Consider the following 23,217-nt stretch of genomic DNA (forward strand, 5'->3'; position numbering starts at 1 on the left):
TGAAGGACAATTTATCAAGAGTAAGCCAATCAGATTTAGGATTGGCTTCATAAAACAACCAATTTCACGGATTCAGGTTTTATACTGGCAAAGCACCCAGTAGGTTATTTGTTGCTCTTGTCATTGCTGTCTAACCATTTGATGATGTAGTGGCAAGCTACACCAGCCGCAACAGCGATTAAAAAAGAAATGAAAATATCCAACGCCGACACCTCCTTCCTGTTGCCAGGTTTCGGTGAGCAACGCAAAAATTATAACATACCGTTTGATGTTATTCTATCTTTTTCTCAAAAAGATTTGTAATTGGGAATGTGGCTGACACAATCCGATGCTCGCTATCACTGTGGACATTCCGAAAATACTATTTTGATAAAGACATATTCTTTCGGCAAGTAAAGTTGAATATATTTCTGGGTTTTATCCTTATCTGGTTTCATTCTTATTCAAAATATATAAAAGAGAAATACCGATACGCAAAGTTTGTGAAAAATTAAATAAAATCATCTACGATGGTTCGGGAAGCGACAGGTGTAATTGTCCGTTTCATCACGATACGGCTCCATCTATGCATCTTTATGCAGATAATAATACAGCATATTGTTATTCCTGTAATCATAGCTGGAATAATATCGATTTTGTCAGTGAAAAATTAGATTTGGGATTTACTGAAACCATTCAGTGGTTTGAGAAAGAATTCCCTGAGCTTCTGGTAAAAAAGGGAACATATTTGACAAAAGGAAATACAGTCTCTCAGGAAGACGCATACAGTATGGCGTATCGTATCTATAGTAACATGACAAAACAAGAGAGGGCTTCGCTGGAGGAGAATTCAAGGGCGCTTGGCGCCAATTTTTTAGAGACCAGGGGCGTATTTTTTGCGGATGCTTCAAAACTGAAAAATTCTTTGAAGCCGGACGAAGATATTGAAGAGGTTTCAAAATTCAGGCGTGCGAGACTATTGGCCCAGGCGCCGTTCAGGCGTCGGGATATAACGCCGCATTACGAGGATTATTATGCTGAAAAGGGCTTAATTATAACAATTCGGGATACGGAAGGAAAGATTGCGGGTTTGGGCATTTCACAGGAACAGACAGAGACAGTCAGCTTCGCATACCAGATCAATATGGACGTCCTGAACGGCAGAGATACGGCCGGGAAAGGCATGTTCCGAAATTAATATGACTGCTGGAAAGAGTATATTAATTTTATCCAGAACGGTATCGAATGGATGGTTTTGTTGGGAAAAACACGTTATTCCCCTCAGCCGCATACCATAAAAGAAAAAGGATTTCCATCCTATGCAAAATCCCACCCCACGTCTGTCATTTATCTATCTTCTGCAAAACACAACCCCCCGGGCCGCAGCCTGGGTGCGGGGAAGCGCAGAGGCCCCGGAGCTCTCCGGCCTCGTGAAATTTTATGAAACGCCGTACGGGGGCGTTCTGGTAGAGGCAGAGATATTCGGCCTCCCCAACGTAACTATACAGAACTCCTCCAATTTCTACGCCATGCATATACACAACGGAAGCGGCTGCCAGGACAAATTTTCCCATATCAACGGCCATTTCAACCCTGCAAACCAGCCCCACCCCGGCCACGCAGGCGATCTGCTCCCCCTTCTCGGAAATCAGGGCTACGCCTGGACGGCCTTCTACGACAAACGCTTCAATATAGAAGAAATAACCGGAAAATACGTCATTATCCACGCGCATCCCGATGACTTTACCACCCAGCCCTCCGGAAATCCCGGGCCGATGATAGCCTGCGGAGAAATCCGGCCGGCATAAATCATAATGCGCTTTCAGGCGCGCAATAATTACTATATGGCGTCTGCTTTATCCGCTAAAGCAGTACCGGCGAACAACCAACCAGCCTATAGCCTGCCAGTAACACAGCCAGGGACAGCGTCTGTATCCATAAGGAATCCGTAGAAAACCGCCGGCGCTTAGCGTCCGCTGCGCTTTTCTCCGAGCGGAAGCGGGGTTCCGTTGGATACAGACGCTGTCCCTGGCGTCCTTTTCACGCCCCATTTCAGGCAGAATATATTCACGCCTCATTCAGCTAAGCCATGACCACCAATTCCCCCAAAATAAAGTAACAAAACTTTCTATTTTATCCCTTGACACCCTCAAACAAACTGGATATAATAAGAAAGCGTGCAAAATCAGAGGTTCTCCACGCATGCAAAAAGCTTATAAAGCAACCACAGACAATATCACAGGAGGTGAAAAGGATGCCAACATTTAACCAGTTAGTAAGAAAGGGAAGACAGACATCTGAAAAAAAATCGACTGCTCCTGCCCTGCAGAAGGGATACAACTCTTTACAGAAGAGAGCTATCAACGCTTCCGCACCGCAGAAGAGAGGCGTTTGCACAGCCGTTAAGACTGCTACGCCGAAGAAGCCGAACTCAGCTCTCAGAAAGATCGCCAGGGTTCGTCTTTCCAATGGAATCGAAGTGACAAGCTATATCCCGGGCGAGGGACATAACTTACAGGAGCACAGCGTTGTTCTGATCCGTGGCGGCCGTGTGAAGGACCTTCCGGGTACAAGATACCACATCATCAGAGGTACTCTTGATACTGCAGGCGTAGCCAACAGAAAGCAGGCCCGTTCCAAGTACGGTGCAAAGAGGCCGAAAGATAAGAAATAATCATTCAGGTAAGATTCTTGGATATTTAGAATTGCAGTGCCGGACTTTGATATTGATCCTGTGGGTTGCAGGGAATCATAGAACCAGCACGAAACGCGGGAGATTGCCTGGACTTGAGCGGCGCTTTCATTGGTAAGGAGGCGCTGGCTTTAAGAGGAATACCTGCCAGGCGATTCATGCGAGTACCTGAGATCTAATGAAAAGCCCGGGCCCTGGCCGGGGCGGATATTAAGGAGGGAAGTAACGTGCCACGTAAAGGACATACTCAGAAAAGAGACGTATTAGCAGATCCGCTGTACAACAATAAGGTTGTTACCAAATTAATCAACAACATCATGCTGGACGGCAAAAAAGGGATTGCGCAGAAGATTGTATACGGCGCATTTGAGCGCGTAGCTGCCGACACAGGCAAGGACGCGGTTGAGGTATTTGAGAGCGCCATGAATAATATCATGCCTGTGCTCGAGGTTAAGGCAAAACGTATCGGCGGCGCCACCTATCAGGTGCCGATCGAGGTAAAGCCGGAGAGACGGCAGGCCCTTGCCCTTCGCTGGCTTACGATGTTCTCACGTAAGAGAGGCGAGAAGACGCAGGAGGAGAGGCTTGCGAAGGAGATTATGGATGCGGCGAACAATACAGGCGCGTCTGTAAAGAAGAAGGAAGATATGCATAAGATGGCAGAGGCCAACAAGGCGTTTGCCCACTACAGATTCTAATAGGAGGAAAAAGCTTTGGCTGAAAGAGAATATCCGTTAGAAAGAACCAGAAATATCGGTATTATGGCTCATATCGACGCCGGCAAGACGACGACGACCGAGCGAATCCTCTATTATACCGGCGTAAACTATAAGATTGGCGATACGCACGAAGGAACCGCTACCATGGACTGGATGGCCCAGGAGCAGGAGAGAGGTATCACAATCACATCCGCAGCCACCACCTGCCACTGGACGCAGCAGGAAAACTGCAAGCCCAAGGAAGGCGCTCTGGAGCACCGCATCAACATCATCGATACTCCAGGCCACGTTGACTTTACGGTTGAGGTAGAGCGTTCCCTGCGCGTGCTTGACGGCGCGGTGGGCGTATTCTGCGCCAAGGGCGGAGTGGAGCCGCAGTCTGAGAATGTATGGCGTCAGGCGGACACGTACAATGTACCCCGTATGGCGTTCATCAATAAGATGGACATTCTGGGCGCGAATTTCTACGGGACCGTGGATCAGATCCGCACAAGACTCGGCAAGAACGCCATCTGCTTACAGCTTCCGATCGGCAAGGAGGATGATTTCAAAGGAATCATTGACCTGTTCGATATGAAGGCCTACATCTATAATGATGATAAGGGCGATGATATTTCCATCACCGATATCCCGGAGGATATGGCCGATGACGCAGAACTGTACCGCACCGAGCTGGTAGAAAAGATCTGTGAGCTGGACGACGAGCTGATGATGCAGTATCTGGAGGGCGAGGAGCCTTCCAACGAGGAGCTTAAAAAGGTTCTGAGAAAGGCCACCTGCGAGTGCCAGGCGATTCCGGTATGCTGCGGAACGGCGTACAGAAATAAGGGCGTACAGAAGCTTCTGGACGCTGTGATTGAGTTTATGCCCTCTCCGCTGGACATCCCTTCCATCAAAGGAACGGATCTGGACGGAAATGAGACAGAAAGGCATTCCTCTGACGAGGAGCCGTTCTCCGCGCTTGTATTTAAGATTATGACCGATCCCTTTGTGGGCAAGCTGGCATATTTCCGTGTGTACTCCGGCACGCTCAATTCCGGTTCCTATGTGTTAAACGCCACAAAAGGCAAGAAGGAGCGCGTTGGCCGTATCCTGCAGATGCATGCCAACAAGCGTCAGGAATTAGATAAGGTGTATTCCGGCGATATTGCGGCGGCGATTGGATTTAAGCTGTCCACAACAGGCGACACGATCTGCGACGAGCAGCATCCGGTTATTCTGGAATCCATGGAATTCCCGGAGCCGGTTATTGACATCGCGATTGAGCCCAAGACCAAGGCGGGCCAGGATAAGATGGGCGAGGCCCTCGCAAAGCTGGCCGAGGAGGATCCGACCTTCCGCGCTTACACGAACAAGGAGACAGGACAGACGATCATCGCCGGCATGGGCGAGCTTCATCTGGAGATTATCGTAGACCGTCTGCTCCGCGAGTTCCATGTGGAGGCGAATGTCGGAGCGCCGCAGGTTGCCTATAAAGAAACCTTTACCAAGGCTGTGGATGTTGACAGCAAGTATGCGAAGCAGTCCGGCGGACGCGGTCAGTACGGACACTGTAAGGTTCACTTCGAGCCCATGGATCCGAACGGCGAGGAAACCTTTAAGTTCGAGTCCACCGTTGTCGGCGGCGCAATTCCGAAGGAATATATCCCGGCGGTCGGCGAGGGTATCGAGGAGGCCACCAAGGCCGGTATTCTCGGCGGATATCCGGTGCTGGGCGTTCATGCCAATGTATTCGACGGCTCCTATCATGAGGTTGACTCCTCTGAGATGGCCTTCCACATCGCAGGCTCCATGGCGTTCAAGGATGCCATGCGCAAGGCGAACCCGATTCTCCTTGAGCCGATCATGAAGGTGGAAGTAACCATGCCGGAAGAATATATGGGCGATATCATCGGAGACATCAACTCCCGCCGCGGACGCATTGAGGGTATGGAGGATATCGGAGGCGGCAAGATGGTAAAAGCATACGTTCCGCTTGCCGAGATGTTCGGCTATTCCACAGACCTGCGTTCCAGGACACAGGGACGCGGCAACTACTCCATGTTCTTTGAGAAATATGAGCAGGTGCCCAAGAGCGTACAGGAGAAGGTTCTGGCAGGAAAGAGCGAGAAATAAACATAACAGTTCAGAAAAACCGGACTGTTACAAATAAACAACCAATCGTATCATTAAAAATCCTTTCCGGGCCCAAAAACTGCCCGGAAAGGTAAATATAGGCTTGAAAAATGTGTTCTAATCGAATATAATAAGAGACAGCCTAACATAAATTATAAGCCTTAGTGGGCGCAGATTAAGGAGGAACGATATAAAATGGCAAAAGCAAAGTTTGAAAGAACCAAACCGCATTGCAACATTGGTACCATCGGACACGTTGACCATGGTAAGACGACACTGACAGCCGCTATCACCAAGACTCTCCACGAGAGAAAGGGTACCGGCGAGGCTGTTGCATTCGATATGATCGATAAAGCGCCGGAGGAGAGAGAGCGTGGAATCACGATCTCCACCGCGCACGTTGAGTATGAGACAGACAAGAGGCACTATGCGCACGTTGACTGCCCAGGCCATGCTGACTATGTAAAGAACATGATTACCGGCGCGGCTCAGATGGACGGCGCTATCCTGGTAGTAGCTGCTACAGACGGCGTTATGGCTCAGACGAGAGAGCACATCCTTCTTTCCCGTCAGGTAGGCGTTCCCTATATCGTAGTATTCATGAACAAGTGCGATATGGTTGACGACGAGGAGCTTCTTGAGCTGGTAGAGATGGAGATCCGCGAGCTTCTGAACGAGTACGAGTTCCCGGGCGACGACACGCCGGTTATCCAGGGTTCCGCATTAAAGGCTCTTGAGGATCCGAACTGCGAGTGGGGCGACAAGGTTCTTGAGCTGATGGATGCAGTTGACAGCTATATTCCGGATCCGGTTCGTGATACGGATAAGCCGTTCCTGATGCCTGTAGAGGACGTATTCTCCATCACCGGCCGCGGTACAGTTGCCACAGGCCGTGTAGAGCGTGGTACGCTTCACGTTTCCGACGAAGTTGAGATCGTTGGTATCCACGAGGATATCCGTAAGGTTGTTGTAACCGGTATTGAGATGTTCCGCAAGCTGCTTGACGAGGCTCAGGCCGGCGACAACATCGGCGCTCTGCTCCGCGGCGTTCAGAGAACCGAGATCCAGAGAGGCCAGTGTCTGGTAAAACCGGGTTCCGTAAAGTGCCATAAGAAATTTACGGCTCAGGTTTACGTTCTGACCAAAGACGAGGGCGGCCGTCATACACCGTTCTTCAACAACTATCGTCCGCAGTTCTATTTCAGAACCACTGACGTTACCGGTGTTTGCGAGTTACCGGCCGGCACAGAGATGTGCATGCCTGGCGACAACGTAGAGATGACGGTAGAGCTGATCCATCCGGTAGCTATGGAGCAGGGTCTTCGTTTCGCTATCCGTGAGGGTGGTAGGACTGTTGGGTCTGGTCGTGTGGTTACTATCATCGAGTAATTACAATTTATTCAGCAAAATCAAGGCTTTCGGAGATTTCTCCGAAAGCCTTTTTATGTGAAAAGCCACTTTAGAGAACTAAAGTGGCTACAAAATGGCTACGATATTTTATTTTTGTTCAGTAATACCCGAATGAATAACACCTTCGTCAATCTTATACATTATCATACTTGCAAACATGAGTTGACGCATTGCATCATCTTGGGACATGTTTAGATTCTCATGCGCAACTGGATTTCTTAATGCAATCATAGCACCTTCAGCCATTTTCATAAAACCTAATTGAGTATTTTGTCCACTCTCGGTATGTCTATCACAAAATTCTACAATGGGATTGTTTGAAGAATATACTCTTGTCATTGCAGCGGCACCGTCCGGAATAGGAGTATTTGGACATGCATTTGCATATATGCGTTTTGTTCGTGCGTTGATTTCTTTAAAAGCATTTTCAGCCGCATCTGCATAGAATCCAGAGAGATATTGTCCTTTGAAAACCTTTTGGATTTTTGGGTGAATATAATCCCATATATCATTGAAAGGATGTTTTTGTTTTTCATATAAGGAAGTAATATAACCAAATGTCATCCCATGAATAGCAGGATTTACACCGAATGAATTAAATAAACGGTCTTTTAGACGCATAAATTCTTTGCTGTAAAAGGGGTCAGTCTGGCTTATATCTTGACTTAAATGATTAAGATGATCTTTAACAATTATTATGTCGGCATTTAGAAAAAGAATGTGAGGAAAATTTTTATCACAATCAATTTCTTTAAACCAATTATAAAGAAAATATAGATGTTCATTCATATGTATATACCAATAACAAAATATAATGTTACCCTTTCCATATTTGTTGATGTATTAAGTGTAATACTATTTCTATTTTATATCCTTCAAATCAGCGGCTCTCTCGGGAGAAGTATGATTTTTCTTCAGCATTTTAGCATATTCAAACAGATCGCGTCTGGTGATATCGTCCAGTACATATAAATCTGCAATCAACTCATCCACCATAGGCAGTTCTGTGTAATCAAACTTTTTCAAGATGCGGGCGGTACGATCTGATATATAGGCGTTCTTGTGACTGTTGATATTCCGCTTTTCGCTGTCAGACGGAAGTGCTGGTAAGGTTTCGATATCGTCATAGGGGTTATCCTTGCAGATAGAACTGATGGGGATATCCAATATATTAGAAATTCTAAGTGCAGTGTCAAAACGGATAGCAGTGTCTCGCTGGATAATCGAATAAAGCGTTGTGGGAGCGATTTTCGCTTTTAGCGCAAGTTCCTTTACTGTCATGCCTTTGTTGTCTAAAATATCTTTTAGATTTTGACCGTAACCCATAAATATGTATTCCTTTCTGTTCAAATTTTTTATTTCATTCTCATAAACATAAACATTCTCTACATTATCTATATTTTCTTATAATAATCAAACGCATTTCTTCCGTTTTTTTAAATAAGTCATATGTCCTATATTCGTCATAATGCAATTTTTTAGCAACTTTTTGAAATGCTTTCTCCCGCTCATAATCATTTTCGATATAGATATAATCTAAGTAACACTGATGACACCAATAATTTCTTATTTCCCTGATTTCATCTATCGTGTTGTATTCTTCTTCAGAAAATTCAGGCATATCATCACTATTGTCGAGTTCTTCAAGGTCTCTCGCTATCTTACCCAAGTTCATCTTTTCAACGGATTTTAAATTATTGTTAAAATTTCCTTTGCACATTGCGGCATATATTATCTTCAAATTATTTTCTATACATTGAACTTGTTGAATTAGTTCGCTGTGTATAAGCTTAAATTGATCTCTATCCATTAATTCATCCATTTCCTTATGCTATTTTCCTCATACAGTATACTGATTGCCACGTTAGTGACAAAAATAGAAAAGTTATCTTGTATATTATAACACCGCACAACGTATTATGCAATTCGTAAATATCAAAAAATAATTTTAAAATAGTATTGACAAAATACGCAATGAGTAATAATAAAAGATCAATCTAAATACGAAATGCGTAATTAGAGAAAATATAATGCGAAAGGAGAACTGACATGGAAAAGACAAACTATATGATGACTGTTGATAATGTCGCTCAGGAGTTGGGCGTGTCAAAGCAGAAGGGGTATCGCATTATCCGTCAGCTTAACGAAGAATTGGCGGCTGCCGGATATATGACGGTACAGGCAAAAGTACCACGTACCTATTGGAGTGAAAGATTTTACTTCGGAAAAAGAAATATCGGATAAAGGAGGGAGTGATTGTAGAATGGCAGTATCTAAAGATACGGAAAAAGGCACATGGACGTCACAGATATGGGTGGAGGACTGGCAGGGCAAGAAAAAACATAAGAAGAAACGGGGATTTGCGAGTAAAAAAGAAGCCTTGGAATGGGAACGCAATACGCTGTTGGCGTCAAAAACAGATATGAACATGAAACTGACGGATTTTGTAGAGGTATATTTCAGGGATAAAGACGGCGAGTTGAAACAGCGCACGATTCGGAATAAGCGTTACATGATTGAACATCATATTATTCCGTTGTTAGGTAATAAGGCTATGGATGGCATTACACCAGCAGATATTATCCAGTGGCAGAACGAGATACGGTCCAAAGGATTTAAGGAAACCTATCAGCGTATGCTTCAAAATCAAATGACAGCTCTATTTACCCATGCTACAAAGATTTACAACTTGAAAGATAATCCCTGCACGAAAGTAAAGCGCATGGGCAGGGCAGATGCAGATAAAAAGCAGTTACAATTTTGGACATTAGATGAATTTAATTGTTTTATCGAAACTTTTGACTTGGGGAGTAAGTATCACGTTTTGTTTGATCTGCTGTTTTACAGTGGATGCAGGATTGGTGAAGCCCTAGCGCTCACTGCATTGGACATTGACACGGTAAACAGGAGAATATCTATTACTAAGACATATTTCCGGCATAAGGGAAAAGACGAGATTACAGAACCTAAAACAAGGGAATCTGTGCGGACGGTGATTATTCCTGAATTTTTGGCGGAAGAGTTAAAAGCATATATGGCATCTATGTATAAGCTGCCCGCAGATGAAAGGATTTTTGCAGTTGTGCCGGAGGCGGTACAGCATGTGATGAAACGCCATGCGGATAAAGCGGGAGTCAAATATATCCGTGTCCACGACCTGAGACATTCAAGCTGCGCCTATCTCATACATCTTGGGGTCCAGCCTATGATTATTAAAGAACGTCTTGGACATAAAGATATTCGGATCACATTAAATACTTACGGACATTTATATCCGTCAGAGCAGGAAAAGGTAGCGGATATGCTGGACAAGATGGCAGGAATAAAAGAAAATGCCCCTGCTGGTAACAAGGGCATTTCGGAGTAAGCAAAGCAGAGCCTTACTATACTCAAACTGCAATTTCAGTATAACAAAGGCTCTCTTTGAAGTAAATAATAAATTGCGGAAAGAGGGAAAGGATGGGATATAAAAAGACATTCCGGTATTCAACAGGAAATCCCATTGTGGATAAAGTTGGAACCATGAATTTTACAGGAAATGTAATTCCTATGGTGTGGTTTAAGACAATCAGATACCCGAATGGTGCGCCGCATAATAATGCGATTCACATTTTAGCTGATATCGTATATTGGTATCGACCAAAAGAAGAACGGGATGAGGAAAGCGGACGGTTAATTGGTATGAAAAAGAAATTCCGTGATGATTACCTACAGCGTAGCTATGATCAGATCGCAGACACTTTCGGATTGTCAAAGAAGCAGGCAACAGAGGCGGTAAAAGCTCTTGAGAAAATGGGAATTATCAAACGTATCTTCAAAACAATCCAAGTAAGGGGACAGATTTTGAATAATGTGCTGTTTATTGAGTTAATTCCCCAAAGGCTGTATGAAGTAACATTTCCGGAAGAGATTGAGGAAAATACACTCTCCCCGCCAAAGGAGATACCTCTATCCGTAGAAGGAGAGAGGGGCATCCCTGAAAAGAGGGAGGGTACGACTTCAAAGGCGACAGGTCTCTCCCTGAAAGGGGAGACAAATACAAAGAATATCATAGAGATTACTAATAAAGATTATCTATCCATCAATCAGGGAGAAACAGATATGGATCAGATGGATGCGATAGAGATTTATACGCAGATTGTGAAAGAAAATATAGATTATGAGATTCTGAAAGCGGATATGAAATATCAGTATGAATTGTTGGACGAGCTGGTAGAAATCATCGTAGATGTAGTGGCAGTCCAAAGAAAAAGTATTCGTATCAGCGGTGTAGATTATCCATATGAGTTAGTCAAAGGGAAATTTCTAAAGCTCAATTCAGGGCATATCCGTTATGTCTTAGACAGCATGGAAAAGACTACCACTCATATAGCAAATATCAAGGCATATCTGCTGACAGCACTTTATAATGCGCCGAACACAATTAGTAATTATTACAGCGCGGAAGTAAATTATTATGAGTACGGTAATGGAAGAAACGAGGTATAGAAAGCAATCTCGTATTGTAGTAAGAAACGTTAAAAAGACTGGAGGAATGTATTATGCAGGAATTATATTATAACGGAAAATTGATTTTAGGCGTGGATCATGGATATGGAAACATGAAAACGGCGCATAGGGCTTTTGCTGCCAGCGTGGAAAAAGAGGTGCAGTTGGGAGCAAACGCATTAGAGTACAAAGGAAAAGAATACGGAATCGGCGGCGGGCATAAGGAGTTTCAAGTACAGAAAATCAATGATGAGGATTATTGGATTTTAACGCTTGCGGCTGTTGCAGAGGAACTCAAATTCAGAGGAAAAAATGAGGCAATTCTTCATTTGGCAGCCGGAGTGCCGCTGTTTTGGGTAAAGGAACAGAAAGAAAGTTTTCGGGAATATCTGCTGTGTGAGAAGGATGTACGCTTCAAATATAACGGAGAATCCTATCATGTGGTTATTGCAGATGTTTCCATTCATCCACAGGGATATGCCGCATTTATCAATTATGATGGGGATATCAGAGGAAATACCGTGCTGGCAGATATCGGCAATGGAACAATGAATGTGGCATTTATGCAGAATGGGAAACCTTTAGCGGGCAAAATCTTCACAGAGCAGTTTGGCGTGTATCAGTGTATGAAAAAGGCAAAAAATGAGGTTATGCGAAACTGTCAGTGCGAGGTTCCAGATCATATTATTGAGGAAGTGTTTCGGAAAGGAACTGCCGATATTCCCGAACGGTACATACAGGCAATTTCAGAAGTGGCAAAGGATTATGTAAAACAGGTATTCAGTAAACTGCGGGAATATGGCTATAATCCCGATCTGATGAAACTGTATGTAATAGGCGGTGGCGGCTGTTTAATAAAGAATTTTTCAGAATATGATGTGGACAAAGTAGTGATTATTCAGGATATCTGTGCAACGGCAAAGAGGTATGAGGTATTGGCGTTACAGACCTTGAAACGGACACAGAGTAGAGGAAAGGCATCATGATAAAAAATATCAACATCCGCTTCAATCTCGATAAAGAAGAACATAGGAAAGCATGGGATTATATGCAGACAATGAACAGGTCGGTGGAGAAGACTTATTCAAAAGTCATAATCAAGTCGCTTATCCGCTACTTTGAAAATGCGGATGCAGAGAATAAAGCGGAGATATCTGAAAACTATTGGAAGCGTTTCAGAAGCGAGATGGGGAACCTGCTGCGAGGGAAAACTGCATTGCCTACGGTAGAAATGGGGAAATTGGCAGAAAAAGTGGACAATCATCTGCCAAAAATCAGTGAAGATGTGTTAGATGTGCTGGAGGAATTGTTTTGAGGAAAAAATAGCAGAAATAAGAGTAGTTTTAGCAGACAGGGCAATAAGTTGGGGAAATGGCTGATTTTAGGAACTGTCCAAAGGAATCGGGAAATATGTTTCTAGACTTGTTGCTCTTTTTGTTTAAGGTTTTTGGTAGAATATCAAGCACTGGATTCGGATATCCAAATGGTGGTTTTTCATCGTTTACACATCTGCAAAATGGATATCCAATCCGCTTGTAAGGGAAAAATCCCCTAACCCCTTATGAAATGCATATAGAATGCGGAACAAGAAAACAATAGCACCAATTTTTTACCAATCTATAAAATGTTGGAGGTTGAGAATGGAAAAACGAAAACGAAACAACCAGCTTATTTTACGCTTGAGTGATGATGAGAAGAATATTTTAGATGCCAAATGTAAAAATGCAGAGTACAGGAACAAAAATGATTATCTTCGGCATTTGATTTTGTACGGATATACTTATTTTGTAGATTACTCGGAACTGCATGATTACAATGTCAATCTAAGCAGAATCAGCAAAAGCCTGAACCAGATAGCGGCAAGGATAAGTTCTACGGGTAACACTTATCAGGATGACATAGAAGAAGTAAAGGAGCTGATGAAACAGGTATGGCATACACACGAATCCATGCTATCAAAGCAACCGTACAGAAAGCATTAAAATATATCTGCAATCCGGAAAAAACAGATGGACAGATTTTGATAGATTCCTTTGCCTGTGGGATAGAGACAGCGCATTATGATTTTATGGATGCGTTATCAAAGTCTTCCGGTATAGGTGATAAGCAGGCGTTTCATCTGATTCAGTCATTTGCACCCGGAGAAGTGGATTTTGATATGGCTCATCAGGTGGGAATGGAGCTGGCGGATAAGCTGTTAGAAAATAAATACAGTTACGTTATTGCAACGCATATAGACAAGGAACACTGCCATAATCATATTATTTTCTGTGCGGTTGATAATGTAGAACATAAAAAATATAATGACTGCAAGCGCACTTATCGTCATATTAGAAATCTGTCAGATGAACTTTGCAGAGAACATGGATTGTCGGTTATTATTCCGGCAAGGCAAAAAGGCATGACACATTATGAGTGGCAGATTGCAAAGTCGGGAACTTCATGGAAAGCGCAGATGAAATCTGATATGGACAATGCCATTCGTGAAGCACACAGCTATGAAGATTTTATCAGCCGGATGCAGACAAAGGGATATGAGGTAAAAGGGGAAATTTTTGGAGACAATGCATTGAAATATCTGTCATTTTGCGCATTGGGACAGAGCCGATTTACACGTGTCAGTGAAAGTAATTTCGGTGTGGGATATACGAAAGAAGCAATCAGAGAGCGGATTGAAAAACGTGTAATGACACAGGAAAAATTTCCCGTAAAAAAGAAATTTCCCTTTCCGAAGCGACCGGATGCAAAGCGTACTTTGATTGATACGGATCAGGAGAAGCTTCAGGAGAATGGTGCGTTAAAACATTGGGCGGATATACAGAATTTAAAGATTGCTGCAGCGAGTTATGCAGAGGGCGGTTCTGTAGAGGAACTGGAACGGAAAATTGCAGAGAAAAATGCCACAGCAAAAACGACACGAAGTGAAATCGTAGACTTGGAACGTGAGATGAAAGCCAAAGCGGAAATTCTAAAATACGTAAAACAGTATATGGCAAATAGGAAATACCAGAGAGGATATGAGAAAGCGACGGATCAGGATGCTTATTTCCGAAGCCATGAAACACAGATTATTCTGTTTGGCGGCGCTGAAAATATGCTGAAACGGTATGGGATAAAGACTGCTTCACTAGATGTGGAAAAGATGCAGGCGGAATATGATGCAATGACAGTGCAAAAGGCAAAACTGAAGAAAACATATCAGACAGCAGAAAAGGAAGCGACGGAAGCGGATAAGCAGTTGAAAAACATAAGGCAGTATTTAGGGCGTGAGAGAGATACACAGGAAAAAGAAAAAATTAATAAAAAACATGATATTAGCTTATAAGAAAGAGAGAGGATAATACTATGGATTTAACGTATGAAAAATGTGGAGATTATTTGATACCGAACTTAATTCCTGATCCGGAGGGAGAGCTGAGGAAGTTTGGACTGATGAGGAAATCCTATTTGGAGAATCATAGGAGAGGTATTTATTCGGGATTACTGTTATCTGGAGAATTAAAGAAACATCTGTTGATGATACAGGAACAGGCAGAGGAAAGATTTGACTTACTTGTGGAGCAGATGACAAAACAGGAGGGAGTGACGGAGCAGTTAAAGGCACAGGATCAGATGCTTTGGGTGCGGAGAATGAATAACATTCGGGCGAGGGCAGAGGAGATTGTGAGGGAAGAAATTATTTATTGCTTGTGAGCAAAAAGTAGCAGGAACAAAATAAAAAAGTTCTTGCTACTTTTTATCATATATATGCTGATTTATCATTGGAAAAAGAGTATTATGTATTTATGATGATTTGAAGGAGGGAATCTGATGCAAAAAAGTGTGCAAGACATTATGGAAAAAATAGGAATTAGAGAGTTATTTGCGGTTCCACATGGGAAATTGCAGGGTAGTACCGTGCTTGCTACAAATGGAAAAGAGAATATGACGGTTTCACAAATGCTGAAGTCAACAGCATATTTAATTAGGTTTATAAAAGATAACTTTGATGTTGACGAAAACCGATATTCGGTTACTATAATTTTCTTAAAATCCGTGCAATTGGTCTTAAATAATGGAAGTGCAGATAAGCCGACTAAAGAAGATGCACATATCATTATAGATGTTATGCATGAGATAGCTGATATACATGCTAAGAGCGAAGGAGAAAAGAAATTAAATGAAGAAATAGCGGCAGCATTAAGTCTTTTGATTGAGACGTTGAAGTAGAAAAATATTTGAATTTTAAATTACAGTATTTGAATATTCAAATTGATTATTTGGGAAAATAATGATATGATTTAAAATATACGATAAGAAGCAAGGACAGCTTCTTATAATCGGATGTATGGCGCAAAGGGCGCTTCTGATAAGAACTATTGTTTATTATGAAACGCTGATTTGTAGAAAGCAAGAGGAACTATATTATGGCAATCAGTTATAACGGACTATGGAAGTTATTGATCGATAAGGGTATGAAAAAGGGTGACTTATGTAAAAGTACGGGGTTAAGTTCCAGTACTATGGCGAAAATGACAAATGGAGAGTCTGTGAATTTATCTGTTTTGGAGCGTATATGTGAAAAATTGGATTGTGATTTTGCAGATTTAGTAAATTATAAAAGAACGCAGGAGGAAGCTGATAAGGATGAGTAACGATAAAATCAGTGATGTTGGAATTAATATAGCAGAAAAAGCGACTGTCATTTGGAATGTGGCAGATATGCTTCGGGGACCGTTTAAGCCACATGAATATGGACTTGTCATTTTACCTATGACAGTAGTCAAGAGATTTCATGATTGCTTACTGCCTACTCATGATAATGTGCTTGCACAGTATGAAAAAGTGAAGCATTTGGCGGTCATTGATGCTTTTCTGACAAGAGCATCCGGCTATCAGTTTTATAACACAAGTAAATTTACATTTGAGACGCTTTTAGCTGATCCGGATAATATAGAAACAAACTTTAAAGACTATTTAGCCGGTTTTTCTGCAAATGCGCAGGATGTATTATCTAAGTTTGACTTTGATAATATTATCAAAAGAATGGTGGAGAGTAATACATTATATCTGATTATTAAGGAGTTTAATTCTGAAAAAGGGTATTTAGGTGCTGATAAAATCAGCGCTGTGGATTGTGGGTATATTTTTGAAGACTTAGTGCGCCGATTTTCAGAGTCATTTGGAGAGGAAGCAGGAGCACATTTTACCAGCAGGGATATTATTTACCTTATGACAGATTTGCTGCTTGCGGATGCTAATTTAGACGCAGGCGGAATGACAGTCTATGATATGACAATGGGAACATCTCAGATGCTTTCCTGTATGGAGGAGAGAATCCATGATTTGAACAGCGATATAGAGGTTACCTGTTTTGGACAGGAGTTTAATCCTTCTACTTATGCGATAGCAAAAGCAGATATGATGATTCGGGGTGGAGATCCGGACAATATGAGGTTCGGAGATACCTTGTCTGACGATCAGTTTGAAGGTTTTACATTTGATTACTGTATTTCCAATCCGCCTTTTGGAATTGACTGGAAACGCGAACAGAAAAAGGTGGAAGAAGAAGCTGTAAGAGGTGAACAGGGCAGATTTGCGCCCGGACTTCCTAAAATCAGTGATGGACAGCAACTATTTGTGTTAAATGGGCTTTCTAAGCTTGCACCGAATGGGAAGATGGCAATTATACAGAATGCATCTGCTTTATTTTCAGGAGATGCAGGTAGTGGTTCGTCAAATATTAGGCAGTATATATTAGAAAATGATTGGTTGGATGCAATTATACAATTGTCAACAAATCAGTTCATGAACACAGGAATTGGTACATATATATGGATTTTGAGAAAAAATAAGCCTTCACATAGAGCGGGGAAAGTCCAATTAATAGATGCATCGCATTGTTTTGAAATAAGACGTAGAGCAATTGGTACAAAACGTAGTGATATTACCGATGCTTGCAGAGAATTGATAAGTAGAGCATATGGTGAATATCAAAATAATGCTATTTATGGAAATGTTAATGAGATATATTGTGTAAGCAAAATATTTGACTCAGAAGAATTTGGCTATAATAAAGTTGTAGTTGAACGTCCTATGAGAGATAAGGACGGTAATCTTGTGATAAAAAATGGAAAGGTACAGCCTGATATTACTCTGCGGGATACAGAAAATATCCCACTTTCGGAGGAAATTGACAAATATTTTGAACGTGAAATTTTGCCATATATACCGGATGCATGGATTGATAAAAAGAAAATTAAAGTTGGATATGAAATTCCAATGACGCGGTATTTTTATAAATTTCCCAAGGTGGAATCAGCCAGCGAAATTGCCAGAAGGTTGGAGAGATTGGAAGCTGAAATAGCTGAATCATTAAAGATATTGTTTCATACGGAGGATTAATTATGAGTCAAGCTATGAAAGATAGAAATTGCGAATGGATTGGAGATATCCCCCAAAGTTGGAATTTAACAAATATAGGGAATATTTATGATGCGTACCTCAGCTTGCATCGGTTGTGAGGTCAGATGATAGATATAATCGGAAGTTGGTTAAAAAAGGTGACTTTGTTATTAACAGTCGTTCTGATAGACGTGGAGCATACGGTATTGCACCACAGGATGGATCATGCTCTTTAATAAATATAGTACTTCAGCCGCATATGGTTGAGAATATTGAATATTATAACTATATGCTTTGCTCTAAGTTCTTTCCAGATGAGTTTTATAGATGGGGGAATGGAATCGTAGCTGATTTATGGACAACAAGATGGGATAGTATGAAAAGAATCCCATTGCCAGAGCCGAGTGAAAGAGAAAAAAGGCGAATAATATGCTTTTTAAATGAAAAATGCAAGAAAATAGATGCTGTAATTTCGAAAACTATAGATTCAATTGGCGGATATAAAAAGCTTCGTGAAGGAATTATTACAGAGGTTATAACAAATGGGTTAAAAAAAGATAGGGTGCGAATTCAAAGTGGTATAAAGTGGTATGGCGAAATACCACTGGATTGGAAAGTAATAAAGTTGCGCCGAGTATTTCATATTAAGAAAGTAATTGCCGGGCGGGCGGGATTGACGGTATTATCCGTAACACAGCGAGGTATAGTGCCGAAAGATATTAGCAAAAATGAGGGACAAATGGCAACAGATTATAGCAATTATCAAATGCTTAATATTGGCGAGTTTGTAATGAACCATATGGATTTGCTTACTGGCTGGGTTGACGTTTCTAAGTACAATGGTGTAACAAGTCCTGATTATAGAGTATTCATGTTGAATGATGAGAGCATAAGCAATTCAAGATATTACTTATATATGTTTCAAATGTGTTATTTTAACAAGATATTTTATAGTCTTGGTCAAGGGGTTAGTGAATTCGGGCGTTGGCGTTTGCAAGCTGATAAATTTTTGGATTTTCAAGTTTTAGTTCCATCTTATGAAGAACAATGTGAAATCGCAGATTATTTGGATACAAGAATCAAAGAGATTGACTTATTAATTATGGCTAAAGAAAAACTTGTTTTAGAGCTACAAGAATATAAAAAAATGCTAATATATGAATATGCCACAGGAAAAAAAGAAGTGCCACAGGAATAGCAAGCATAAGGTGCAGTATTTATCCGTAGCATGAAATAGATTGGAAGGAGACTGGATGGACAATAAAAATGAAATGATAGAAGCAAATCAGTCGTTGGATACATTGATTGCAAATTCGATTGATTTAATACAATATGCGAGACAACTTGTTGCAAAACAGGTAAACTTGGTGCAGCTTATGACATATTATTCACTTGGCAAATGGATTGTAGAGGTACAGCAGGAAGGGCAGGAGCGCGCTCAATATGGGAAAAAAGTTATAAAGGCTTTGTCTGATCACTTAACAGAAAAGTTTGGCAGAGGGTTTTCAAAGGCAAATTTAGAATTTTTCAGACGTTTTTATTTGAATTATGAAGATCGAATTGCCGAAACAGTGTTTAGGCAATTTGCAATCGAAAAAACTGAAACAGTGTTTAGGCAATTGGAAGAAAATCCACCATTTATTGTGTCTTGGTCGCATTATTTACAGCTTATGCGAATTGAAAATAAAGAGGAACGAAGTTTTTATGAGATAGAATCTGCTAAATCTGGATGGGGAATCAGAACATTGCAAAGGCAATATAATTCCAGCTTGTATGAAAGATTGGCACTTAGCAGAGATAAGGATGCTGTAATGCGATTGGCAAGAGAGGGAAATGTAATTGCTAATCCAAAGGATATTGTGAAACAACCAACTGTATTAGAATTTCTTGGCTTGGAGGAAAAAGCAGAATATTCTGAAAGCGATTTGGAAACCGCTATCATCGATAAGCTTCAAAAGTTTTTGCTTGAGTTGGGTAAAGGTTATCTCTTTGAGGCAAGGCAGAAACGATTTACTTTTAATGAAGACAATTATTATGTGGATTTGGTCTTTTATAATCGACTTTTACGTTGTTATGTTTTGATTGATTTAAAAGTAGACAAGCTGACGCATCAAGATATCGGACAGATGCAGATGTATGTGAATTATTATGACCGATATGAAAAACTTGATGAAGAAAATCCGACAATTGGCATTCTGATGTGTAGGGAAGCGAATGATGCACTGGTAGAGATTACTCTGCCCAAAGATGCGAATATTTATGCTTCTCAATATAAACTTTATTTACCAGATAAAAAGTTATTACAGGATAAGTTCAGACAATGGATTGCGGAGGAAGAATCATGAGCATAACAGTTACCACAGAAAAACAATTTGAATCAGATATTGAAGCTTTTCTTATATCAACCGAAGGTGGATATACACGGGGAAATGGAACATACAATCCCAAGTTGGGTTTATATCCGAATAAACTGATTGCTTTTATTCAGCGTACTCAACCGAGGGAGTGGGCGGCATTTGAACGGCAGAATGATATAGATCCTGTGCGCAAATTCTGTGTTGCTTTTAATAATGCTTGTGATATGGACGGAGTGCTGCATGTCTTGCGAAACGGATTCAAGCATAGAGGCATTACCTTTAAAGTCTGCTATTTTAAACCCGAATCTGCATTGAATGATACAGCAGGGATTCAGTATGCGGAAAATGAAGTGGAATGCTATAGACAATGGTATTATTCCGCAGACACGAAAAAGTCGGTGGATATGGTGCTTGTGGTAAATGGGATTCCGGTGTTTGCTTTTGAATTAAAAAATCAGTACACAGGGCAGAATGTAGATAATGCTAAAACTCAATGGATGTATGACAGAGATCCAAGGGAGTTGTGTTTTCAATTTAATAAGAGAATTTTGGCGTATTTTTGCGTAGATCATACGGAAGTTTGGATGACAACGAAACTGGCAGGGAAAGATACCTATTTCTTACCTTTTAATCAGGGTTCTAATGGAGCTGGCTCTGACGGTGGAGCGGGTAATCCGCCCAATCCGAATGGGTATCCTACGGCATATCTTTGGGAAAATATATTTCAGAAAGACAGTATGTTGGATATTATCCAGAAGTTTATCAATTTACAGAGAAAGAAGACATTGATATTCCCGCGTTACCATCAGTTAGATGTAGTTCGGAAACTTATTGCAGATGTACGGATAAATGGAGCAGGGAAAAATTACTTGATTCAGCATAGCGCAGGTTCCGGCAAATCCAATTCGATTGCGTGGACAGCATACCGTCTTGCATCACTTTTTGACGGGAGTAATAAGCCGATATTTTCCAGTGTGATTGTTGTGACAGACCGAACGATATTAGACGCACAGCTTCAGGAGACAATTTCGGGATTTGACCATAAGTTAGGTGCCATAGAAACCATAGGAGAAGATAAAAATTCGCAGGATTTGAAAAATGCAATCAATAACGGTGTGCGTATTATTGTTACTACTTTACAAAAATTTCCGGTAATTTATACGGAAGTTGACAAGGCAAATGGCAGATGCTTTGCTGTTATTGTAGATGAAGCACATTCTTCTCAGACAGGTAGTTCGGCACTTAAATTAAAGACCGCATTGGCGGATACGGAAGAAGCCTTGCGGGAGTATGCAGAGCGTGAAGGATTAGCGGAGGAGGAAGTTGATCCGGAGGACAGGCTTGTAAAAGAAATGATTGCCCAAGGCAAACATAAGAATTTATCCTTTTTTGCTTTTACTGCTACGCCAAAGGCTACTACTCTGGAAATGTTTGGGCAGGAACAGGAGGATGGCTCTTTTCATCCGTTCCATGTATATAGTATGCGGCAGGCGATTGAGGAGAAGTTTATTCTTGATGTTCTTCAAAATTACATGACCTATAATACTTGTTTTAGAATTGCAAAGACTATGGTAGATAATCCCGATGTTCCGTCAAGCAGGGCGGCAAAGGTCATCCGTAAATATCAAGAGTTGCATCCTTATAATATCAGTCAGAAATCACAGATTATTGTGGAGACATTCAGAGATACCACAAGGCATAAGATTGATGGCAAAGGAAAGATGATGGTAATCACATCATCCAGATTGGCTGCTGTCCGTTATTATCACGAAATCAAACGATACATTGAAGAAAAGAAATATGATGATGTGGACATTTTGGTGGCTTTTTCCGGTGCGATTGACGATAAGGGCGAGGAATATACGGAATCCAAGCTGAATGTACGCAAAGACGGTTCCCATATTTCGGAGAATCAGACAAAAGTGGAGTTCCATGACAATTTTAATGTGCTGATTGTAGCGGAAAAGTACCAAACAGGATTTGATGAGCCACTTTTGCATACGATGATTGTAGATAAGAAGTTAAAGAATGTGAAAGCAGTACAGACTTTATCCAGACTGAACCGCACCTGCGAGGGCAAGACAGATACCTTTGTATTAGATTTTGTAAATAAGGCTGAGGATATAAAGGACGCATTTCAGCCATTCTTTCAGGAAACATTCTTGCAGGAAGAAGTAAACGCAGACTTATTGTATCAGACACAGAGAGAATTGCGGGCGTATGGTATTTACTCGGATGAGGATATTAAAGCTTTTACAGATGAATATTACAAAAAAGGTAGACAGGATGACAGGGCGATGGGGCGAATGAGCAGCATTTTACTTCCAGTTTCCAACCGCTATAACAAAAAGCCCCAGAATGAGAGATACCAATTCCGTAGACAGATTCGTAACCTGATTAAATGGTATAGCTACATATCGCAAATCCTTCGGATGTTTGATAAAGAGTTGCAGAAGGAATATGTATTCTGCTCATACTTAATTGGTTTATTGCCGAAAGACCCTGTGGAGTTGATTGACTTGGAGGGTAAGCTAAAGCTGGAATATTATAAATTGCAAAAGACGTTTCAGGGTGAAATTGCTTTGGAAGAGGCAAAGACCGTATATGTGCCTGCAAAGCATAAAGGTGTCAAGGGGATGGATGAAAAAACGCCGTTGGATGAGGTAATTGCAAAAATTAATGAAAAATTCAAGGGCAATTTTACAGAAGGGGATAAGGTTATTCTGTCAGCGTTGAGAGATAAGCTACTTTCTGATAAGAAGTTGAAAAAGATGGCGCAGTCCTCTGATCCGCAAATATTTGTTGAAAGTATTTTCCCTAAGGCGTTTGGTACGGCAGCGCAGGACGGATATATGGAGGCGCAGGAGTCGTATCAGAGTTTGTTTGAAGATACGGCTAAATATAATGCGATTATGAGTGCGTTGGCGGAGGTTGTGTATCGGGAGATGAGGAAGAAGGATATAAAGGCTTTGGATGAGACGGGCGCTTATACATATGAGATGCCGCAGGATTTGTCTATGGTGGCGGAGGCACTGGCACCATATGGAGATAGGGAAAAGCATGAATAGTGTAA

Annotated in this window: 23 protein-coding genes and 1 pseudogene; 21 read left to right on the plus strand and 3 right to left on the minus strand. The window is 41.5% G+C overall.

Annotation, left to right across the window (positions count from 1 at the left end):
• Window positions 1-502 precede the first annotated feature (502 nt).
• The 7 genes and pseudogenes from NFS31_RS28395 to tuf all read left to right on the plus strand — a co-directional run.
• Window positions 503-670, plus strand: a pseudogene (locus NFS31_RS28395) (CHC2 zinc finger domain-containing protein); the annotation flags it as partial.
• Between the two features lie 99 nt (window positions 671-769).
• A complete protein-coding gene (locus NFS31_RS21810) occupies window positions 770-1,177 on the plus strand; it encodes a hypothetical protein (protein WP_251499957.1) in 408 nt (135 codons plus the stop codon).
• Between the two features lie 121 nt (window positions 1,178-1,298).
• Entirely contained in the window at window positions 1,299-1,787 is a 489-nt protein-coding gene (locus NFS31_RS21815; protein ID WP_251499960.1) for a superoxide dismutase family protein, read from the plus strand.
• Window positions 1,788-2,233: 446 nt separating this feature from the next.
• The gene (gene rpsL / locus NFS31_RS21820; protein WP_160227673.1) at window positions 2,234-2,653 is read left to right on the plus strand and encodes a 30S ribosomal protein S12; all 420 of its coding nucleotides are present in this window, start codon (window positions 2,234-2,236) and stop codon (window positions 2,651-2,653) included.
• A gap of 245 nt (window positions 2,654-2,898) precedes the next feature.
• Complete coding sequence (rpsG, locus tag NFS31_RS21825; RefSeq protein ID WP_251499962.1) at window positions 2,899-3,369, plus strand: 30S ribosomal protein S7; 471 nt, start codon at window positions 2,899-2,901, stop codon at window positions 3,367-3,369.
• A gap of 15 nt (window positions 3,370-3,384) precedes the next feature.
• Complete coding sequence (gene fusA, locus NFS31_RS21830; RefSeq protein WP_251499965.1) at window positions 3,385-5,505, plus strand: elongation factor G; 2,121 nt, start codon at window positions 3,385-3,387, stop codon at window positions 5,503-5,505.
• A gap of 195 nt (window positions 5,506-5,700) precedes the next feature.
• A complete protein-coding gene (gene tuf, locus NFS31_RS21835) occupies window positions 5,701-6,894 on the plus strand; it encodes an elongation factor Tu (protein WP_251499968.1) in 1,194 nt (397 codons plus the stop codon).
• 108 nt (window positions 6,895-7,002) lie between these two features.
• On the opposite strand, the gene NFS31_RS21840 is transcribed toward tuf, so the two are convergent.
• The 3 genes from NFS31_RS21840 to NFS31_RS21850 form a co-directional block, all read right to left on the minus strand.
• A complete protein-coding gene (locus tag NFS31_RS21840; protein ID WP_251499969.1) occupies window positions 7,003-7,704 on the minus strand; it encodes a TIGR02391 family protein in 702 nt (233 codons plus the stop codon).
• Between the two features lie 72 nt (window positions 7,705-7,776).
• A complete protein-coding gene (locus NFS31_RS21845; RefSeq protein ID WP_251499970.1) occupies window positions 7,777-8,241 on the minus strand; it encodes a helix-turn-helix domain-containing protein in 465 nt (154 codons plus the stop codon).
• Window positions 8,242-8,305: 64 nt separating this feature from the next.
• Complete coding sequence (locus NFS31_RS21850) at window positions 8,306-8,737, minus strand: hypothetical protein (RefSeq protein WP_251499971.1); 432 nt, start codon at window positions 8,735-8,737, stop codon at window positions 8,306-8,308.
• Window positions 8,738-8,964: 227 nt separating this feature from the next.
• On the opposite strand from NFS31_RS21850, the gene NFS31_RS21855 reads away from it, so the two are divergent.
• The 14 genes from NFS31_RS21855 (at window position 8,965) to NFS31_RS21920 (ending at window position 23,212) form a co-directional block, all read left to right on the plus strand.
• Window positions 8,965-9,159, plus strand: coding sequence for a DNA-binding protein (locus NFS31_RS21855; RefSeq protein ID WP_251499972.1), 195 nt, complete (start codon window positions 8,965-8,967; stop codon window positions 9,157-9,159).
• Between the two features lie 19 nt (window positions 9,160-9,178).
• The gene (locus NFS31_RS21860) at window positions 9,179-10,282 is read left to right on the plus strand and encodes a site-specific integrase (RefSeq protein WP_251499973.1); all 1,104 of its coding nucleotides are present in this window, start codon (window positions 9,179-9,181) and stop codon (window positions 10,280-10,282) included.
• Window positions 10,283-10,374: 92 nt separating this feature from the next.
• Window positions 10,375-11,403: a DUF6017 domain-containing protein gene (locus NFS31_RS21865; RefSeq protein ID WP_251499974.1), complete on the plus strand. Its 1,029-nt coding sequence runs from the start codon at window positions 10,375-10,377 to the stop codon at window positions 11,401-11,403.
• Window positions 11,404-11,456: 53 nt separating this feature from the next.
• Entirely contained in the window at window positions 11,457-12,389 is a 933-nt protein-coding gene (locus NFS31_RS21870; protein ID WP_251499975.1) for a ParM/StbA family protein, read from the plus strand.
• The gene (locus NFS31_RS21875) at window positions 12,386-12,718 is read left to right on the plus strand and encodes a hypothetical protein (RefSeq protein ID WP_251499976.1); all 333 of its coding nucleotides are present in this window, start codon (window positions 12,386-12,388) and stop codon (window positions 12,716-12,718) included. Before NFS31_RS21870 ends, NFS31_RS21875 begins: the two co-directional genes overlap by 4 nt.
• Before the next feature lie 325 nt (window positions 12,719-13,043).
• Window positions 13,044-13,385 carry a plasmid mobilization protein gene (locus tag NFS31_RS21880; RefSeq protein WP_251499977.1) on the plus strand — a complete coding sequence of 114 codons (342 nt, stop codon included), beginning with the start codon at window positions 13,044-13,046 and terminating at the stop codon, window positions 13,383-13,385.
• Window positions 13,334-14,728, plus strand: coding sequence for a relaxase/mobilization nuclease domain-containing protein (locus tag NFS31_RS21885; protein WP_251499978.1), 1,395 nt, complete (start codon window positions 13,334-13,336; stop codon window positions 14,726-14,728). The genes NFS31_RS21880 and NFS31_RS21885 overlap by 52 nt, the downstream gene beginning before the upstream one ends.
• A gap of 20 nt (window positions 14,729-14,748) precedes the next feature.
• A complete protein-coding gene (locus NFS31_RS21890; protein WP_251499979.1) occupies window positions 14,749-15,096 on the plus strand; it encodes a TnpV protein in 348 nt (115 codons plus the stop codon).
• A 117-nt stretch (window positions 15,097-15,213) separates the two neighbouring features.
• Window positions 15,214-15,612: a hypothetical protein gene (locus NFS31_RS21895; protein ID WP_251499980.1), complete on the plus strand. Its 399-nt coding sequence runs from the start codon at window positions 15,214-15,216 to the stop codon at window positions 15,610-15,612.
• Window positions 15,613-15,809: 197 nt separating this feature from the next.
• Window positions 15,810-16,037, plus strand: a complete 228-nt coding sequence (locus NFS31_RS21900; RefSeq protein WP_251499981.1) for a helix-turn-helix domain-containing protein — start codon at window positions 15,810-15,812, stop codon at window positions 16,035-16,037.
• Window positions 16,030-17,787 carry a type I restriction-modification system subunit M gene (locus tag NFS31_RS21905; protein ID WP_251499983.1) on the plus strand — a complete coding sequence of 586 codons (1,758 nt, stop codon included), beginning with the start codon at window positions 16,030-16,032 and terminating at the stop codon, window positions 17,785-17,787. The genes NFS31_RS21900 and NFS31_RS21905 overlap by 8 nt, the downstream gene beginning before the upstream one ends.
• Before the next feature lie 145 nt (window positions 17,788-17,932).
• Window positions 17,933-18,985, plus strand: coding sequence for a restriction endonuclease subunit S (locus tag NFS31_RS21910; protein WP_251499985.1), 1,053 nt, complete (start codon window positions 17,933-17,935; stop codon window positions 18,983-18,985).
• Between the two features lie 55 nt (window positions 18,986-19,040).
• A complete protein-coding gene (locus tag NFS31_RS21915; protein ID WP_251499987.1) occupies window positions 19,041-20,132 on the plus strand; it encodes a PDDEXK nuclease domain-containing protein in 1,092 nt (363 codons plus the stop codon).
• A complete protein-coding gene (locus NFS31_RS21920; RefSeq protein ID WP_251499989.1) occupies window positions 20,129-23,212 on the plus strand; it encodes a type I restriction endonuclease subunit R in 3,084 nt (1,027 codons plus the stop codon). The genes NFS31_RS21915 and NFS31_RS21920 overlap by 4 nt, the downstream gene beginning before the upstream one ends.
• Window positions 23,213-23,217 lie beyond the last annotated feature (5 nt).

It is taken from the genome of Otoolea muris (genome assembly GCF_943193115.1).
Classification (GTDB): Bacteria; Bacillota; Clostridia; order Lachnospirales; family Lachnospiraceae; genus Otoolea; species Otoolea muris.

Excerpts from the sequence above, each read along its gene's own strand:
- NFS31_RS21920 (WP_251499989.1), top strand. The coding sequence starts at position 20,129 with ATGAGCATAACAGTTACCACAGAAAAACAATTTGAATCAGATATTGAA.
- NFS31_RS21900 (WP_251499981.1), top strand. The coding sequence starts at position 15,810 with ATGGCAATCAGTTATAACGGACTATGGAAGTTATTGATCGATAAGGGT.
- NFS31_RS21870 (WP_251499975.1), top strand. The coding sequence starts at position 11,457 with ATGCAGGAATTATATTATAACGGAAAATTGATTTTAGGCGTGGATCAT.
- NFS31_RS21810 (WP_251499957.1), top strand. The coding sequence starts at position 770 with ATGGCGTATCGTATCTATAGTAACATGACAAAACAAGAGAGGGCTTCG.
- rpsL (WP_160227673.1), top strand. The coding sequence starts at position 2,234 with ATGCCAACATTTAACCAGTTAGTAAGAAAGGGAAGACAGACATCTGAA.
- NFS31_RS21865 (WP_251499974.1), top strand. The coding sequence starts at position 10,375 with ATGGGATATAAAAAGACATTCCGGTATTCAACAGGAAATCCCATTGTG.
- NFS31_RS21840 (WP_251499969.1), bottom strand. The coding sequence starts at position 7,704 with ATGAATGAACATCTATATTTTCTTTATAATTGGTTTAAAGAAATTGAT.
- NFS31_RS21845 (WP_251499970.1), bottom strand. The coding sequence starts at position 8,241 with ATGGGTTACGGTCAAAATCTAAAAGATATTTTAGACAACAAAGGCATG.
- NFS31_RS21885 (WP_251499978.1), top strand. The coding sequence starts at position 13,334 with ATGGCATACACACGAATCCATGCTATCAAAGCAACCGTACAGAAAGCA.
- tuf (WP_251499968.1), top strand. The coding sequence starts at position 5,701 with ATGGCAAAAGCAAAGTTTGAAAGAACCAAACCGCATTGCAACATTGGT.
- NFS31_RS21855 (WP_251499972.1), top strand. The coding sequence starts at position 8,965 with ATGGAAAAGACAAACTATATGATGACTGTTGATAATGTCGCTCAGGAG.
- NFS31_RS21895 (WP_251499980.1), top strand. The coding sequence starts at position 15,214 with ATGCAAAAAAGTGTGCAAGACATTATGGAAAAAATAGGAATTAGAGAG.
- NFS31_RS21890 (WP_251499979.1), top strand. The coding sequence starts at position 14,749 with ATGGATTTAACGTATGAAAAATGTGGAGATTATTTGATACCGAACTTA.
- NFS31_RS21875 (WP_251499976.1), top strand. The coding sequence starts at position 12,386 with ATGATAAAAAATATCAACATCCGCTTCAATCTCGATAAAGAAGAACAT.
- NFS31_RS21880 (WP_251499977.1), top strand. The coding sequence starts at position 13,044 with ATGGAAAAACGAAAACGAAACAACCAGCTTATTTTACGCTTGAGTGAT.
- NFS31_RS21915 (WP_251499987.1), top strand. The coding sequence starts at position 19,041 with ATGGACAATAAAAATGAAATGATAGAAGCAAATCAGTCGTTGGATACA.
- NFS31_RS21905 (WP_251499983.1), top strand. The coding sequence starts at position 16,030 with ATGAGTAACGATAAAATCAGTGATGTTGGAATTAATATAGCAGAAAAA.
- NFS31_RS21860 (WP_251499973.1), top strand. The coding sequence starts at position 9,179 with ATGGCAGTATCTAAAGATACGGAAAAAGGCACATGGACGTCACAGATA.
- NFS31_RS21815 (WP_251499960.1), top strand. The coding sequence starts at position 1,299 with ATGCAAAATCCCACCCCACGTCTGTCATTTATCTATCTTCTGCAAAAC.
- NFS31_RS21850 (WP_251499971.1), bottom strand. The coding sequence starts at position 8,737 with ATGGATGAATTAATGGATAGAGATCAATTTAAGCTTATACACAGCGAA.